The sequence below is a fragment of the Pantoea sp. BJ2 genome (genome assembly GCF_040255075.1).
Classification (GTDB): domain Bacteria; phylum Pseudomonadota; class Gammaproteobacteria; order Enterobacterales; family Enterobacteriaceae; genus Pantoea; species Pantoea leporis.
The window spans coordinates 139,272-155,633 of sequence record NZ_CP158292.1; the positions used below are offsets into that span (position 1 = coordinate 139,272).

General features: G+C 59.5%; 9 protein-coding genes. 5 read left to right on the forward strand and 4 right to left on the reverse strand.

Features of this window, described 5'->3' with window-relative positions; genetic code table 11:
* Positions 1-4 precede the first annotated feature (4 nt).
* From bcsA to AAF463_RS00650, 5 genes are read left to right on the forward strand one after another with little or no spacing between them, the layout of a single operon-like run.
* On the forward strand, positions 5-2,110 hold the full coding sequence (gene bcsA, locus AAF463_RS00630) for a UDP-forming cellulose synthase catalytic subunit (RefSeq protein ID WP_101763798.1): 2,106 nt from the start codon (positions 5-7) through the stop codon (positions 2,108-2,110).
* Positions 2,107-4,638: a cellulose biosynthesis cyclic di-GMP-binding regulatory protein BcsB gene (gene bcsB / locus AAF463_RS00635; protein WP_192236866.1), complete on the forward strand. Its 2,532-nt coding sequence runs from the start codon at positions 2,107-2,109 to the stop codon at positions 4,636-4,638. The genes bcsA and bcsB (AAF463_RS00635) overlap by 4 nt, the downstream gene beginning before the upstream one ends.
* Before the next feature lie 11 nt (positions 4,639-4,649).
* The gene (locus AAF463_RS00640) at positions 4,650-8,453 is read left to right on the forward strand and encodes a cellulose synthase subunit BcsC-related outer membrane protein (protein WP_350261374.1); all 3,804 of its coding nucleotides are present in this window, start codon (positions 4,650-4,652) and stop codon (positions 8,451-8,453) included.
* On the forward strand, positions 8,453-8,899 hold the full coding sequence (gene bcsD, locus AAF463_RS00645; protein WP_008104594.1) for a cellulose biosynthesis protein BcsD: 447 nt from the start codon (positions 8,453-8,455) through the stop codon (positions 8,897-8,899). Before AAF463_RS00640 ends, bcsD begins: the two co-directional genes overlap by 1 nt.
* Before the next feature lie 9 nt (positions 8,900-8,908).
* A complete protein-coding gene (locus AAF463_RS00650) occupies positions 8,909-9,913 on the forward strand; it encodes a glycosyl hydrolase family 8 (RefSeq protein ID WP_101763795.1) in 1,005 nt (334 codons plus the stop codon).
* Between the two features lie 57 nt (positions 9,914-9,970).
* Here the strand turns inward: AAF463_RS00650 and nadS are convergent, their stop codons facing one another.
* From nadS to bcsB (AAF463_RS00670), 4 genes are all read right to left on the reverse strand, one after another.
* A complete protein-coding gene (nadS, locus tag AAF463_RS00655; protein ID WP_222234973.1) occupies positions 9,971-10,255 on the reverse strand; it encodes a NadS family protein in 285 nt (94 codons plus the stop codon).
* Position 10,256: 1 nt separating this feature from the next.
* Positions 10,257-10,589 carry a type II toxin-antitoxin system RelE/ParE family toxin gene (locus tag AAF463_RS00660; protein WP_222234972.1) on the reverse strand — a complete coding sequence of 111 codons (333 nt, stop codon included), beginning with the start codon at positions 10,587-10,589 and terminating at the stop codon, positions 10,257-10,259.
* Between the two features lie 99 nt (positions 10,590-10,688).
* Positions 10,689-14,078: a cellulose synthase complex outer membrane protein BcsC gene (gene bcsC, locus AAF463_RS00665; RefSeq protein WP_350261375.1), complete on the reverse strand. Its 3,390-nt coding sequence runs from the start codon at positions 14,076-14,078 to the stop codon at positions 10,689-10,691.
* Positions 14,071-16,356 carry a cellulose biosynthesis cyclic di-GMP-binding regulatory protein BcsB gene (gene bcsB, locus AAF463_RS00670; RefSeq protein ID WP_350261376.1) on the reverse strand — a complete coding sequence of 762 codons (2,286 nt, stop codon included), beginning with the start codon at positions 16,354-16,356 and terminating at the stop codon, positions 14,071-14,073. The genes bcsC and bcsB (AAF463_RS00670) overlap by 8 nt, the downstream gene beginning before the upstream one ends.
* Positions 16,357-16,362 lie beyond the last annotated feature (6 nt).

Consider the following 16,362-nt stretch of genomic DNA (forward strand, 5'->3'; position numbering starts at 1 on the left):
AATCATGAGTAAACTCGGGTTTTACCTGCTGCTGCTGGTGCTTGCACCGGTGGCGGCGGTAATCGTCATCACGCCTATGGACAGCCAGAAGCAATATATATTTGGCTTAATCAGCATCGGGATGATGTTTTTACTGGGCTTCAGCAAAAGCCGCAAAATAACCATCGTTATGGTTATCTTATCCGCGCTGATGTCGACCCGATATATCTGGTGGCGTACTACGGAGACGCTGCAATTTAATTCTGAGATTGAAGCGATTCTCGGTATCGGCTTATATCTGGCCGAACTCTATGTCTGGCTGATCTTAATTCTCGGCTTCCTGCAAACCACCTGGCCATTAAAACGCACCATCGAACCTTTGCCGGATGATACCAGCCTGTGGCCGACGGTGGATGTCTATGTTCCAACCTACAACGAAAGCCTCGATGTGGTGCGTGATACCGTGCTGGCGGCGCAGTGTATTGATTACCCGCGTGACAAGCTGAAGGTCTATTTGCTGGATGACGGTAAGCGCAGTGAGTTTGCGGTATTTGCCGCCGATGTTGGCGTGGGTTACATCACCCGTGACGACAATAATCACGCTAAAGCCGGTAACCTCAACCACGCGATGAAGATCACCAAAGGTGAGCTGATTTGCATCTTCGACTGCGATCACGTGGCCACGCGCACCTTCCTGCAGGCGACGGTCGGTCCGTTCCTGAAAGATCCAAAGCTGGCGCTGCTGCAAACCCCGCACTACTTCTATTCACCGGATCCGTTCGAGCGTAACCTGCGCGCGGCGCGCAGCATCCCGAACGAAGGTTCACTGTTCTACGGCCCGGTGCAGCAGGGTAACGATAACTGGAACGCCACCTTCTTCTGCGGTTCTTGTGCGGTGATTCGCCGTAGCGCGCTGGAAGAGATCGGTGGTTTTGCGGTGGAAACCGTGACCGAAGATGCGCATACCGCGCTGAAAATGCAGCGTCGCGGTTGGGGATCGGCCTTTTTGGCGATTCCGCTGGCGGCCGGTCTGGCGACCGAGCGTCTTGGCCTGCACGTCGTGCAGCGTAACCGCTGGGCGCGCGGCATGACGCAGATCTTCCGCGTTGATAATCCGCTGTTTGGCCGTGGATTGAAGTGGCAGCAGCGTCTGTGCTACCTCAACGCCATGCTGCACTTCCAGTTTGGCTTGCCGCGCGTGGCGTTCCTGACGGCACCGCTGGCCTACCTGCTGTTTAACCTGAATATCATTCATTCGTCAGCCTCGCTGATTTTCGCCTACGTCCTGCCGCATCTGGTGATGTCGCTCTACGTCAACTCGCGAATGAACGGCAAGTTCCGTTACACCTTCTGGGGCGAAATCTACGAAACCGTGATGTGCTTCCACCTCGTCATCCCAACGCTGCTCACCATGCTGGCGCCGAAGCGCGGTAAGTTTAACGTAACGGATAAAGGCGGCCTGCTCGATCAGGGCTTCTTCGACTTCCACATCGTGCGTCCACATGTGATTGTCGCGGTGCTGCTGTCGATCGGCATCATCGCGGGCGTGGTGCGCGCCACCGCGCATGACTACTTTGGCGTTGATCCTTACGTTATTGCGCTCAACGTCGGCTGGGCGGTATTCAGCCTGGTTATCCTGATGGCGGCGATTGCCGTGGCGCGCGAAACCAAGCAGGTGCGTAAAACCATCCGTATTGAAGTGCAGATCCCGGCGGTGATTCACTACGCCAGCGGCATCTCGTCACGCACGAAAACCAGCGATCTGTCGATGGGCGGCGCGCAGCTGGATGCGCCGGACAATCGTCACGAGCACGATGAAATTGAAGAGATCGATCTGCTGCTGAAGTCGGGCACCATCACCATTCCGGTGAACAAAATCTCCGGCGATGAGGAGAGCATCCGTCTGCGCTTTGGCGATATGCCGCTGTCGCGCCGCCGTGAGCTGGTGCGCGTGGTACTGGCGCGTGCCGATGCGTGGATTCAGCCGGAGTATAAGCAAGACAATCCACTGGTTTCGCTTGGCACCATTATTCGTACCGTCTTTGAGCTGTTCTGGCTGACCTGGAAAGATCGCCGTGAGAAGCGTAAGCGTGACAACCAGCCCGCAGTAAAAGAGGACAGCGCTGCATGAAGAATTTGACGCAAAGGTTGCTGGCAAGCTCGCTGGCAACGGCGCTGCTGCTCGCGCCAGCGTGGGCCGAAACCCCGCCAGTCACTCAGGATAGCGCTGCACTTTCAGACGTGCCGCCGCCGCAAGGCATCGAAAGCGCTGCCGATCCGCAGCTGCAACAGGCAGCGGGCGCTGCACCTTATGCGCCAGCGGAAACCGCACCGCAAACCGCTCCCGAAACCGCACCGGAAGCCGCATCGACAACGGAAAACAACGCGCCTGCTGAACCTGCGCCCAGCGAACCTGCTGCCGCACCAGAAATGGTGCTGCCAACGGTAGCGCCAACCGCACCGGCGATGATGCCAGAAACGTCTTCCGTGACGCTTAACCAGCCAATCAGCAGCACCGTTTCGGTGGCGCAAATGGGCCAGCCGCGCGGCATTACGTTGACCGGCGGCCAGCTGCAATCCGGCATCATGTTCACGCTGCCCAGCGATGAAGTGATCACCAACGCGCGTCTTAATCTGTCGCTGCGCGTCTCGGCGGCGCTGGCCGCGCGTAACACCTCGCTGCAGCTGATGCTGAACGGTCAGCCGCTGGGTACCTTGCCTTTGGGCGCCAGCGACAGCGATGTCAGCGATTACCAGCTGGATATTCCGGCGGCGATGGTGGTCTCCAGCAATAACCTCAGCTTCAAGATTAACGATGCCGACAAGCTGCTGTGCGAGAAAGAGAGCGCGCAGCAGTATCAGGTGTCGATTTTGCCGAAAACCACGCTGAGCCTCGAAGGGCAGCAGTTGAACATCGGCACCAGCCTGCGTAACTTCCCGCGTCCGTTTATTGATGCGCAGCGCATGACGCCCGCCAGCGTCACCTTTGGCTTTGCCGCCAATGTCGCGCCGGACAGCATCAGCGCCGCTGCGCTGGTGGCATCGTGGATGGGCATTCAGTCGGATTATCGTGGCATCCGTTTCCCGGTGGTGCGCGGCGATCTGCCTGAACACAACGGCATTCTGGTCGGCCATCCGGGCGACAAAATTGGTACCGTAACCTTGCCAGCCACCAGTGGTCCGCTGCTGCAGGTGATCGATAATCCGAACAATCCGGTCTACAAACTGCTGCTGGTGGTGGGCGCGAATGACGATCAGCTACGTCAGGCCGCTAACCGTTTAACCACTCAGCCGCTGGCGACCGATGCCAGCAGCCTTAACGTGCAGCCGCAGCCGATAGGTGAACGTAAGCCGTACGATGCGCCGCGCTGGATCAACACCATGCGCCCGGTGCGTTTGAGCGAACTGCTGCGCAAAGATCAGAGCCTGACCACCACTGGCATCTGGCACGATGCGCTGAGCGTCAACTTCCGCGCGGCGCCAGACCTGTTCCTGTGGGATGGCGACACCATTCCGGTGGAGCTGCACTATCGCTTCCCATCCGAAAGCTGGATTGATGAGGACAACTCGTTCCTCAACGTCATGATTAACGGCACATTCCTGCGCAATCTTACGGTGAATAAAGTCGGCTTGCTGGAGAGCGCCTGGCATCGGCTGGGCGGCGACGCGCGTCAGGAGCATTACACCCTGAAGCTCGAACCGTACCTGATTTACGGTGACAATCAGCTGGCGCTCTACTTCAACATCAAGCCGAAAGCGGATGCACCGTGCGGCGTGCTGCTGAACAACAACATTAAGAGCCGCATTGAAGAGGATTCGTGGATCGATCTGAGCCACACGCGCCACTTCACCATGCTGCCGAATCTCTCTTACTTTGTTGGCGCTTCGTTCCCGTTCTCGCGTCTGGCGGACTTCTCGCAGACCACGCTGCTGTTGCCGGAACAACCAAGCGATGCGGAGATCGCCACGCTGCTGGATATGGCCTCACGCGCCGGTAACGCTACCGGCGTACCGCTGCTGCAAAATCAGGTGCTGTTTGGCCTGCCAAACGGCGGCACCAACATGACGCGCCTGCAGCAGAGCGATCTGCTGGCGGTGAGCACCACGCAGAACAACGAGTTCAACCAGGCCATGCTGGCGAACACGCCGTTCGATACCAGCGGCAACACGCTGGGCGTGAAAGAGCCCACCACCTGGGACAAACTGCGTGGCTGGCTGACCGGCGACTGGTATCGCCAGCCGCTGGATGCCGATCGTTACTTCTCCTCCAACGAAGCGTGGCGCGGCTTTGTCAGCTATCGCTCGCCGTGGAACCCGGATCGCTTAGTGGTGATGACGGTGGCGACCAGCGATCAGCAACTGCTGCGCCTGCATGAAGACCTGAATTCTGCACGCATCAACGCCGGGATTCGCGGCGATACCGCCATCATCACCGATGAGAACGGCATTCGCAGCTTCCGCGTTGGCCCGCAATTCCCGAGCGGCGAAATGCCGTGGTACATGATGGTGGTGTGGTATGCCAACCAGCATTCGGTGCTGATGGCGCTGGCGGCGCTGCTGCTTTCAGCGTTGGTCGGCGGCGGTGCATGGGTGATGCTGAAACGTCATGCGTGGCGTCGTCTCAACCCAAAAGTTGATAGCAAGTCCGGCAAGAAGTAAGGATAAAAACAATGAAAAAACATCTGTTAAGTGCCGGTATTCGCCATGCCCTGGTTCTGGGTGGGGCGCTGACGCTCTCGCAGCCGCTGCTGGCGGCGGAGAGCAGTAATCCTGCGTTACAGGCGCTGTTCGATCAGGCGGCTTACTGGCACCAGAAAGCGCATGACGATTTGGCCAAAGCCTCGCTGCAGAAAGTGCTGATGGTTGAGCCCAACAACACGCAGGCGCTCTATCTGCTGGCGCTCTATTCACAGCAGAGCGGCGGCACGGCGGAGGCGGCGCAGTGGCGTGCGCGCCTGAGCGCGGCCTCGCCGAACGATCCGCATCTCACCGAGCTGGATAACGCCCGCCAGCTGCAAACCATTCCGCAGGCGCAGCTGCAGTTAGCGCGCCAGCAGGCACGCAGCGGCAACATCGCGGCGTCGCTGCAAACCTGGCGTAACACCTTCAGCGGCAACGAACCGCCGCCGAGCGTGGCAGCCGAATATTATCTGACCATGGCGGGCGATCGTTCGCTGCTGCCGCAGGCGGTTGAAGCGCTGCGCCAGTTCTCCGCCGATCATCCGCAGGATACCGGTGCCAAGCTGGCGCTGGGTAAAGCGCTGACCTATCAGGAAGCAACGCGTCGTCAGGGTATCGATGTGCTTGCCAGCCTGGCAGACGGCAACAAAGAAGCGGACCGTTCGCTGCGTCAGGCGCTGTTGTGGCTGGGTCCGCAGGCGTCTGATGCATCGCTGTATCAAACCTGGCAGCAGCGCCATCCGCAAGACAACGCGGTGCTGGATTACTACCGTAAAAACGTTGGCGGCGCTGAGAAGGGCGCAGGCTTTACCGCGCTTAACAGCGGCGACGTCAGCAACGCGCAGAATAACTTTGAGAAAGTACTGCAAGCTAACCCGCAAGATGCGGATGCGCTGGCCGGTATGGGCTATGTGGCCCAGCGCGCCGGACGTTATGCCGAAGCGGCGGATTACCTGACGCGCGCGGCGCAGATGGGTGGCGATCAGAGCGACACGCGCCAGAAGCAGGCCGCCGATGCACGCTTCTACGCGCAGCTGGCCTCCGCGCAGCAGGCGCTGAAAAATGGCGACAGCGCGCAGGCGTTGGCGCTGAGCGAACCGCTGGCGCAGGCCGACGGCGAGAAAGGCGTCTCGGCCAAACTGTTCCGCGCCGATGTGCAGCGTCGCAGCAATCAGCTCGATCAGGCGGAGCAAACCTATCGCGCCATCCTGCAAAGCGATGCCAATAACCGCAACGCCAAAGAAGGCTTGTTCTACGTGCTGCGTCAGCAGAACCGTGGCGCAGAAGCCAACACGCTGCTGGCATCACTGCCCGACAGCGTGCGCCAAAGCGTGGCACCGCGCGGCAGCAGCACCGATCCGATTCGTGCCCAGGCCAAACGTGAAGTGGCGGCGGGCAATAACAGCGCCGCCATCGCCACCTTGACCTCGGGTATTCAGCGCTATCCCAACGATGGCTGGCTGCGTCTCGATCTGGCACGTCTCTACCGCGCGCAGGGCAATAACATGATGGCGGCCAATATCATGCAGCCCACTATGCGCAGCGGCGCCAGCACCACCGAACTCTATGCAGGTGCGTTAAACGCCAGCGAAAGCAGCGCGTGGCAGCAGGCGAGTCAGTTGCTGTCTCGCATTCCCAACAGCAGCAAAAACAGCGATATGCGCGAGCTGGCGCAGCGCGTCAACTTCAACCTGCAGATGGCTACCGCCGATCAGTATCTGGCGCAGGGCTCGAACGCGGCAGCGGCCAACACCCTGCGCGCGCTGGCCTCTACGCCGCCCGCCAATCCGGTGGATGCCGGTAACCTGGCGCAGAAGCTGGCGAAAGCCGGCGATCTCACCAGCGCGGTGTCCGTGGTGCGCAGCAACATGCAGCGCGGCATTCAGGGCAACGCCGGTGATTACGCCGCGCAGGTGGCGGTGCTGAATCAGGCCGGGCTGAATACCGAAGCGCAGAGCTTCCTCAGCAGCCCGGAACTGCAGGCACGCAGCACGCCAACCCAGCTGGCGGGCATCCGCAACGGCTACGTGATCAACGAAGTGGATCGCCTGCGCGAGCAGAAACAGTACGCCGCCGCTTACGACAAGCTGGTGGGCGCGCTGCAGCACGATCCGCAGAACCGCGATCTGATGTTCGCCATGGCGCGACTCTACCAGTCCGGCAAGATGAATAAAGAAGCGGGCGTGGTGTACGACTACCTGATGACGCAGGATACGCCAACGCAAGACGCGCGCACCGGCGCCATCAACGTGGCGCTGGCACAAAATGACGTCAACAAAGCCAATACCTTAGCGCGCGGCCTGCGCAACGAGCAGTCGCCGGATCGCTTGCTGCTGTTAGCCCGCGTGGCCGAAGCCAACGGCGAACACAGCCAGGCGATGAGCTACCTGCGCACCGCGCGCGGTCAGCTGATTGGTCTGCAGGGCGCAGAAACCGGCAGCGTGCCAGGCGTAGGTGGTCTGGCGCTGGCTGACAATCCGTTTATCAATCGCGGCACCTCGCCGGTGGGGCGTACGCCTTCCAGCTATGGCGCGGTGATGCCGTGGCAGTCGGCACCGGCGGCTACCAGCAGCGCCGAAGGCGTGACGCTGGCGAGCAACACCCCGGCGGTTCAGCAGAGCCAGACGCTGCGCCAAATCGACAACATGATGGATGACCTGCAAGAGAAAACCGGCACCTGGGTGCAGGGTGAAATGCAGGTACGCGGTCGTGATGGCGAATCCGGTTTGAGTAAGTTGACCGAAGCCAAAGCGCCGCTCACCTTCTCCACCGTGCCGTTTGGCGAGTCGCGCTTCGACTTCACCATGACGCCGGTTTCCCTCACCGCCGGCAGCGCCGGTGGCGACGCATGGCGTCGATTCGGCACCAACGCGCTGGTGCAGGGCAACGTGGTTGCCTCCGGTGCGGCGAAAATTGATGATACGCCCAACTCCACCACCGATTCGCAATCCGCGACCGGCGTGGAGCTGAACATGGCGCTGAAGGGCGACAGCTACAAGATTGACCTCGGCAGCACGCCGCTGGGTCAGGACTTGAGTACGCTGGTGGGCGGCGTGCAGTGGTCGCCGAAGCTGACCGACTTCCTGACGCTGATCCTTACCGGTGAACGCCGCGCGATGACCGACAGTTTGCTGTCGTATGTCGGCGTCGAAGACAAAACCAGCGGTAAACGCTGGGGCCGTGTGACTAAAAACGGCGGTAACGCCTTGCTGAGTTACGACAACGGCGATGCCGGTTTTTATGTCGGCGGCGGCGCGTACAGCTACATCGGCGAAAACGTGGCGAGCAACAACAGCGTGCAGGCGACCGCAGGCGCGTATGTGCGTCCGTATCACCTCGACGATCGCGAGCTGAAAGTCGGCATGAGCTTGTCGTGGATGGATTACTCGAAAAACCTCAGCTACTTCAGCTACGGTCAGGGCGGTTACTTCAGCCCGCAGAACTATGCGTCGGTGTCGTTCCCTATCGAATTCAGCCGCAAGTTTGACGATCTGAAAGTGAATGTCGGCGGTTCGGTGGGTTATCAATCCTACAGTCAGGATAAGAGCGCCTACTTCCCGAATAATCCGTCGTTGCAGGCGCAGCTGCAAAGTTTGGCCGATCAAGGCTTCGTGAAGGATGCGTTCTACAGCGGCGACAGCAAAAACGGCATTGGCTACAACCTGCATGCCGGTGCGGATTATAAGATCAACAAAGATGTCACCGTGGGCGGTCAACTTGGCTACGACACCTTTGGCGATTACAACGAGAGCACCGCCAATCTGTACTTCCGTTACATGTTCGGAGATTACTAATGAGTGAGCAAGTAACCGCACGCGTCAGCCATCCGCATCAGCCGGGCTGGTTTGATTTGGTGAGCGCGATGATTGAGAGCATGCTGGACAACGCGGGCGAGGAAGCGGAAGGCTTTCTCAACGGTGTCGGCGTATCGCTGGCAACACGCTATCCTTTACCCGACGCGCGCACCGTGCAGGATCTGGAGCGTGAAATGAATTTGCAGCTGGCGCGATTTAACTGGGGCTTTGTGCAGTTACAGCCGCAGGAGAATGCCATTCTGATTCAGCACCACGCGCTGCCGCAGGGCGACAGCAACGTCGGTGTTGAACGTTGGCAGCTGGCGTTGAGCGCGGTGCTGGCGGGCGTGTATGCGCAGTGGCTGCAGGCACAAGGCGGCAGCGCGGCGGTGCCGGTGACGCTGGAGAACAACGACGGCGGCACGCTGCACTATCGATATCAATAGGATGCTGTAATGAGAGTGATGCGGTTCTGGCGTCAATGGATGCTGTGTTTCATGGTGATGTTTTTTAGCGCTCAGGCGGCCGCAGATGGCTGGAGTACCTATAAAAGCCGTTTTATGGGCAGCGATGGCCGAATCAGCGATACGGCCAACAACAACGTTAGCCATACCGAAGGGCAAGGCTACGGCATGTTGCTGGCGGTGGCGCATGACGATCGCGCCACTTTCGATCTGCTGTGGCAGTGGACGCGCAGCCATCTGCGTAATCCGCAAAACGATCTGTTCTACTGGCGCTACACGCCAGGCGCCGCCGATCCGATTGCCGACAAAAATAACGCTTCCGATGGTGATGTCCTGATTGCCTGGGCGCTGCAACGTGCGGCACAGAAGTGGGGCGGCGATTATCAGCAGGCCTCCGACCGCATTCAGCGTGCGATCGTGAAGCTGAATGTGATCAGCTACGGCGGACATAAAGTGATGCTGCCGGGCGCGCAGGGCTTCAACAAAACCAGCTACGTGGTGCTTAATCCCTCTTATTTCCTGTTTGAGGCCTGGCGCGAATTTGCGGAACACAGCCATCTGCGTATCTGGAATGAGCTGATTGATGACGGCATGGATTTGCTGGGTGAGATGCACTTCGGCAAAACCGGCCTGCCGCTCGATTGGGTGGCGCTGAATGCTGATGGTTCTGTGGCACCGGCGGTCGGCTATTCCAATCGCTTCAGCTATGACGCGATCCGTATTCCGCTAAATATCTGGTGGTACGACCCGCAAAGCCTGCGTCTGGTGCCGTTCCAGCGTGTCTGGCAAGGTTCGGCGCGCATGACCACGCCCGCCTGGTATGATGTGTTGGGCAACACGCCAGCGCCGTACAACATGGAGGGGGGATTGATTGCGGTGCGCGATTTAACCCTGGGCCAAACCCAGTATCTCAATGACACGCTGGCAGCGGATCAAAACTACTTTTCCGCCAGCCTGCAGCTGCTGACCTGGCTGGCATATCAGGAAAAGCGCTAAATCTCATTTTTGGCCTGGTCGCTATAAATGGCGACTTCAGGACGGCGGAGCTGTTGATTAATGTGACGCAAGCTCGTGGAAGAATTTTGGATTGGCTTGAATCATTGCCAGCACCTTTGCGGCCAGTCCGGTCGGATTGCGCCGCCCCGTTTCCCAACTTTTAATGGTATCAAGGCTGGTGCCGAGGACCTGCGCCATTTCGCTTTGCGAGACGTTCAGCTGCATCCTAATGGCTTTTACATCAGCCAACTCATAACGGGTAACGCGAGCAGGCTCGCTTGTACCGTTTTTAATTTCTACAGCTTCTTCAAGCGATGCTTTCAGCTCGTCAAAAAAACTCATGTTATACCTCGTCTTTTAATCGTTGGGTCAACTTCTTCAACTCGGCTTTTTCCGCATGCGTGAGGCTCTCTTTGATATTTTTCGGGTAGGCCATTACCAGGTAAATCACTTCAACGGTGGCGAGGAAATAAATCACCCTTGCACTGCCACTTTTTCCCTGATTACCCGTTGCCATCCTGATTTTTCGCAGGCCACCAGTATGTTGAATGAGATCACCTTTCTCAGGTGACTCGATAAGCGTTTTTTGTAACTCCCTGAGTTCGTCATCCGTGGCGATTTGCTTTATCTGGCGAGTAAATATTGGAGTTTCAATAAACTCAATCGCATGACTCATCGGCTATCTCCTTTGCCTTCAAGGAGTACATTGTACACTAAAATGTGTGCCGTTAAAGACTCTCAGGCGTCAGAGTTAATGTGAGCTACGTCCGAAGTGTTATTTAAAATCCGCATACGGCGTCAGCGGTTGTGGCGGCATATCCATATCGCCATTCCAGCCGGACATTGAGTAGCGCATGAAAATCAAACCGTGGCTTGGGGTGTAATCTTTCGCTTGCTGTATATCCATTGCCAGGCCCACCGACCAATGCGGCGTAATGCGCCGCTCCACCAGCGCCTGCAGCGTGTAGCCAAAACCTCTACCCGAACTGCTGTCTGAGGTGGGATTCGACGCCAGCATAAAGCCTGGATTGACCGGATAGCGCTGCTGCCCGTCGGTATGCGATTGCGACCAGGAAACCGAGCCGCCGAGATCAAACGACCAGTTCTCTGTGCGCTGGCGATAGGTCACCGGCAGCGACAGCGAGAAATATTGCTGCGGGCTGTAATAGCCGCCCTGACCGAAGGTGTAGTCGCTGAGATCCTTCTGGTAATGCCACAGCATGCTGTTCAGGCCCACGGTGGCGCGGCGATTATTTTCATTAATCAGCTTGTAGTAATAGCCCGCCATCAGGCGCTCGCGGCTGTTATCCGCCACGTTATCACCGCTGAGTTGATGCGCACTGATATCGCCCCACACGCCATGCGCGCCGCCCTGATCATAACTCAGTCCGAGCGAGCCGCCGGTTGCCACCACGCCGCCCCAGGTTTTGCCGCCGTTCGCCGCGGGATCGCGCGCGCCTGCGTACGCCAGCAGCGAGCTGGAGATCGGTCGGCGTGATGCGGTGAACGTCAGGCCAATGTCTTTGACGTCGGTTTTCCAACTGACGCCGCCGACCCAGTTGCGGGTCTCGAAGCCGAGCGGCGTGGTGCCGAAGTCTGCCGACCAGCGATCGTTATGCCAGCCCACGCCTAGCGCGGTACCTTCATCGCGCTGAGTAAAGTCGCGGCTGCATCCGCCGGAATTGTCATCGTTACAGCTGCCGAACTGCTCGCTGTGGCTGCCGTTGCTGGTGGAGAAAGTGCCGGCTGAAACCCGCACATGATCGACACGCACAAAGCTGTGGCCATCGGCCAGCGGTGTTTCCGCCTGCATCATGGTGGTATGGGCGGTGAAATCGGAAGTGCCGCCGTTGCCTTTGTTGCGCGAGTAATCCTGCTCCAGCGTGAACGTGGTGTCCTGCTGACGATAAAGATCGGCGGCGTCGCTGCGGATGCTACGTTTCAGCCAGTCATCCTGCGCCTGATTGCGGGTTAATTGCGTATAACGATCGTTATCCTGTGGCACATCCGGGCTGATGCCGCTCGCGGCCATCGCCCGTTGATAATCCTGCTGCGCTGGTGCGGGTTGTTGCAGCTGCGTTTCCAGCCGCGCCGCATCGCGAAACACCAACGCTTTTTCCTGTGACGCGGCCTGTTGCGCCGCGCGGGTTTTCAGCTCAGCAAAAATCTGTTGAGCACGAACCGCATCGCCACTGTTCTGCCAGGCGAGCGCCACGCGCCGACCGCTGTTCACACTTTGCTGCGCCACGCCGGGCGGCAAGGCTTGTAACGCGCGTTGCGCTTCTGCAGGGCGTTTTAAAGCGATCAAGGCTTCGATACGCCCCAGCGCCGCATCGCCGTTTTTACGGTCTTGCTGCAGCACCTGTTGATAGCTTGCCAGCGCGCGGCGGGCGTCGCCGCGCTCCAGCGCCCAATCGGCCAGCGTGATATCGCGGCGGATGGACGCGGGTTGCTGTTGCAGTAGCGCAATTGCCGCCGTTTCATCGCCGCGCGTGCGTAAATCACTGGCGCGGGTAAACACCTTGTCCTGCTCGAGACGATCGGCCAGCTCGTGCATGTTGCTGTCCCAGCGCGCAGCGGGCAGGCGATGCAAGGTGGCCAGCGCCGCGTCATCGCGGTCGCCGGAAGCCAGCCACAGCGCCGATGCATACAGCGCTGTGGGTTCCTGTGGATGCTGGCGCACCATCGCGTCCATCACCTGCGCGCCCTGAGTTTCTTCGCCGCCGTTGCGCAGCGCGCCAGCCAGTCGATAAACCAGCCAGATATCATCAGGATTCGCCTGCGCTACCTGGCGATACTTCTCCGCCGCCTGATGCCATTGGCCTTGCTGCGCCAACGCATCGGCTTCGGCCATCAGCGCATCGGTGCGCAGCTGTAGCAGACGACGTTTCGCCGTGCTATTGCTGCGATCTAAGCGCAGCGCCTGCTGCCAATAACGCTCTGCCTGCGCAGAATTTTTACGCGCCAGCGCGGCATCACCCAAGCCAATCAGCGCCCAGCTATCGCGATTATCCAACCCTTGCGCGCTGCGGTAATACCCTTCCGCCGCGGCGATATCGCCTTTTTTCAGCGCCGCATCACCGTTGTTGATCGCCAACCAGTAACGGTTGGTTTGCAGCAGCGACTGCCATTTGCCGATCTGCGTGCTGGCCTGACCGGCCTGTATCGCTTTCTCCAGCCAGCGAATGGCGGCGGCGCGATTGTTGGCTCGCGCCTGCGCCTGGCCCATCGCGCCCATCAATTCAGCATCGTTGGGATTGGCGGTTAGCGCGGCATTGAGCGCGGCAATCGCATTGGCGCCGCCACCGGCATCCACCAGCGCTAAGCCACGCATGCGCTGGCGATACGCCGGATCGGCGAGCAGTTGTTGCTGACGCGCCAGCTCTTGCTGACCGCGCTGCTGGGCATCGCCCTCGGTAAAGGTTTGCAGATATTGCTGCAGGCTGGCGACGCTGCTTTCGCTCACCGGCTGATTCTGGATCTGCTGTAGCCACAGCTCGGAAGCGGCATCGCGCCCGCCGTTGCGGTTGGCGAGACGACGCAACTGGGTGAAGGCTTCGGCCGGCTGATTATTATCAAACGCCATGCGCGCCAGCTGCAGTTCTACGCCGATGTTGCCGGGATAGCGCTGTTCCAGCGCCTGCAACTGTTGATACGCTTGTGGCTGCTGGCCGGGTAAACGCGCCACCAGCCGCCAATACTCCAGCTCGGTATTCACATCAGGGAGCACGCCTTGGAACAGCGCGTCCCACGCGGCTTTGGCTTCGACAACATGCCCGGCAGTGGCCAGCAGTCGCGCCTGCTGCAGCTGCTGACGCCCTTCCGCAGTCACCAGACGCAAGCCGGCTGCTGATTCACGCGTGGCGGCGGCATTCGGTGCCACGCGCTTCAGTTCATCCAGCAGTTTTTGCGCTTTGGCCTGGTCGCCCTGGCGCAGCGCCATGCGGATTTGCGCCGCCAGCACCTGCGGATTATCAGGATCGATTTTTTCCAGTCGATAGAGCGATTGCTGTACCAGATCGATTTTGTTGGTCGATTCGCCGGTACGAATCTGCATCAGCAGCCACTCAACCGGCGAAACTTGGGGACCGATCGGGGCGGCAGTCGCGCCGGCCAACACCCCGAGCGTGCTACTGATCAGCAATCCCAGCTGCAGCTTATTCATCGTCATCCAGCTCGGCCAGACGGCGACGGCTGACCATGCGCATTAAACGCCACGCCATCAGCGCAAACAGAACCACGACCACCACCGCGCAAATCGCCAGCCACACCGGATGGGTGGCCAGCAGATTCCACAGGCGTTCCCACCACGGCAGGTGACCGACGTAATAGGTATCGCCGACGCGGATGCTGTTAACCCCCGATTCACGGATCACCGTGGCGGTACCGAACACTGCCGCGCGTTTGCCGCTGTCGAGCAGCGCGTTATTCAGCAATTCCCAGCCGCGCGGGCTGTCGGCCAGCAATGCCACGACGCTGCGTTGATCGTTAAACGGTGACTGGAACCCGACAATCGCGCCCATCGGCCCGCGTGAGCTAATAGTGGTTTGGCTTTCTACCGCGCGTTCACTGTCAGAAATCGGTACGTTGGCTGCTGCGTTGTTGCGTGCAGGCATGCTGATCCAGCTACGGGCGGCATCGGCCAGCAGCGGGATCTTCGTGTCGTCCTGCAGATCCTGCGGAATGCCGCCGATCATCAACATATCCGCATCCGCCGATTTCGCTTTGCTCCAGTCATCGCTCATCTGCACGCGCAGCGCCGGATAACCGGTTTGTGCGCCGATACTGCCGAGCGCATTCAGCAGCGTGCTGACTTCGTCATTGCTCGGCCTGGATGGCACCAGCACCAGCGTTTGCGCCAGATCGGCGTAGCGGCTGTACGGGAAACCGGCGTTGGCGAAGGCGCCCAGCGACGGCATTTCGATGTAGTGACGATAGCCGGAGAAATCGATGCTCGAGGTATCGTCAATCACCACGTGATGTCCAACGGCGGTGACGGTTTCGCAGCGGCCATCGGCGGTACCGCCAATAAAGGTGTTGGCGTAATCAAAGTTAAAACGCAGCTGATTCACCACGCCGAGGCGCAGCGCCGGAATGGTCAGCTGGCGATTGCTGTCCTGCAAACCTTGCATCAGCGGGATGCGCATCAGCTGCTGACCGGCGGTATCTTTCTGCGTCAGCGGATAATCCTGCATGAACTGATTGTTGAGGTGCACCGCGAGACGCGAGCCATCCTGCTGAATCGGCGAGGTGTAGCGGTAGCGCAGATCCATATTGATGCCGCGTGCGCGCACCAGGAACAGATCCGGCGGCAGATTCAGCGTCAGGCTGATCGGATTCGGCTGTAAACCGTCGCCCTGTAGCTGGTTTTGATACTGCGTCAGCTCGGCAAAGGTGGTGCGGCGATCGGTGCGCACCCAGTTCGGCGCGTCGTACGCCTGACGCGGCGCCAGCCGTTTTACGCTGTCGATGGTTGAGCTGTCGCCGCGCAGCAGCAGCTCGCCTTGCGCAAGGCCTTCGACGGCGGTCAGCAGGTCATTATCGTCACGGCCGAGGATCAGCAGCATCTTCTCGTACGGATTGTCCGGCTGATTCACCATCTCCACCGTCGGTTTCTCAACTGGCGGCAGATCTTTCAGGAAGTCTGGACGATGATCGTTGGTGGCAAACACCACCGCATGCTGCTCTTTGGGCAGCTGGTTATACAGCACCGGGAAAGATTGTCCGCGCCACTGCGCTTTGCTGCCAAACCAGGAAGCCAGAATCCCGGCCGCACGCTGTTGCAGCAGATTCGGCTGGGCGTTGAAGACCATCGGCAGCTGCAACGGACGGCTGTCGCGCGTATCTAAGAACGGCTCCGGGAAATGCGACAGATCGTTCTTCAGCGGCAGCTTCTGCAGCGTCAAATCGAGTTTGCTGGCTTTGCCGATATCCAGCCAGATGGTGCTGTTGGCCGGGTTTTCACATACGTTGGCATAGTGACCTACCAGCTCAAGTCGCACGCGGTTGAAGTCGCTGATAAAGCGCGGATCGATAGGGATTTGCGTTTGGTTCTCTTTGCCGAGCTGCTCGGCGGTGACCGTCACCAATCCCACCAGTTCATCGTTGAGATAGATTTTGAGCTGCGACAGCGTCGGAATCAGCGCCGGCGAGGGACGATAGCTCAGATTCAGCAGCGCGCGCGTCACCACTTCATCGCTGCGCACGCCGAACTCAATCTGGCTGCTCGGTTCGGTACCGCGCAGCGTCATGCTACCGGGCGGCGGAGCGACCTGATTAAACACCAGCTGGCTGTCACGCAGCGGCGCGTTGGCGTCGACCCGCGCATTCACCTCCGGTAACGGCTGCGGCGCAGTCATGGCGCCAGAAGTCAGCGGCGCGGCCTGCACCACAGAGACGCAGCCCAGCAGCAGGGCGGTGAACCAACTCAGTTTTTTCGTCATGGTCAT

Excerpts from the sequence above, each read along its gene's own strand:
- bcsA (WP_101763798.1), top strand. The coding sequence starts at position 5 with ATGAGTAAACTCGGGTTTTACCTGCTGCTGCTGGTGCTTGCACCGGTG.
- AAF463_RS00660 (WP_222234972.1), bottom strand. The coding sequence starts at position 10,589 with ATGAGTCATGCGATTGAGTTTATTGAAACTCCAATATTTACTCGCCAG.
- AAF463_RS00650 (WP_101763795.1), top strand. The coding sequence starts at position 8,909 with ATGAGAGTGATGCGGTTCTGGCGTCAATGGATGCTGTGTTTCATGGTG.
- bcsB (WP_350261376.1), bottom strand. The coding sequence starts at position 16,356 with ATGACGAAAAAACTGAGTTGGTTCACCGCCCTGCTGCTGGGCTGCGTC.
- bcsC (WP_350261375.1), bottom strand. The coding sequence starts at position 14,078 with ATGAATAAGCTGCAGCTGGGATTGCTGATCAGTAGCACGCTCGGGGTG.
- AAF463_RS00640 (WP_350261374.1), top strand. The coding sequence starts at position 4,650 with ATGAAAAAACATCTGTTAAGTGCCGGTATTCGCCATGCCCTGGTTCTG.
- nadS (WP_222234973.1), bottom strand. The coding sequence starts at position 10,255 with ATGAGTTTTTTTGACGAGCTGAAAGCATCGCTTGAAGAAGCTGTAGAA.
- bcsB (WP_192236866.1), top strand. The coding sequence starts at position 2,107 with ATGAAGAATTTGACGCAAAGGTTGCTGGCAAGCTCGCTGGCAACGGCG.
- bcsD (WP_008104594.1), top strand. The coding sequence starts at position 8,453 with ATGAGTGAGCAAGTAACCGCACGCGTCAGCCATCCGCATCAGCCGGGC.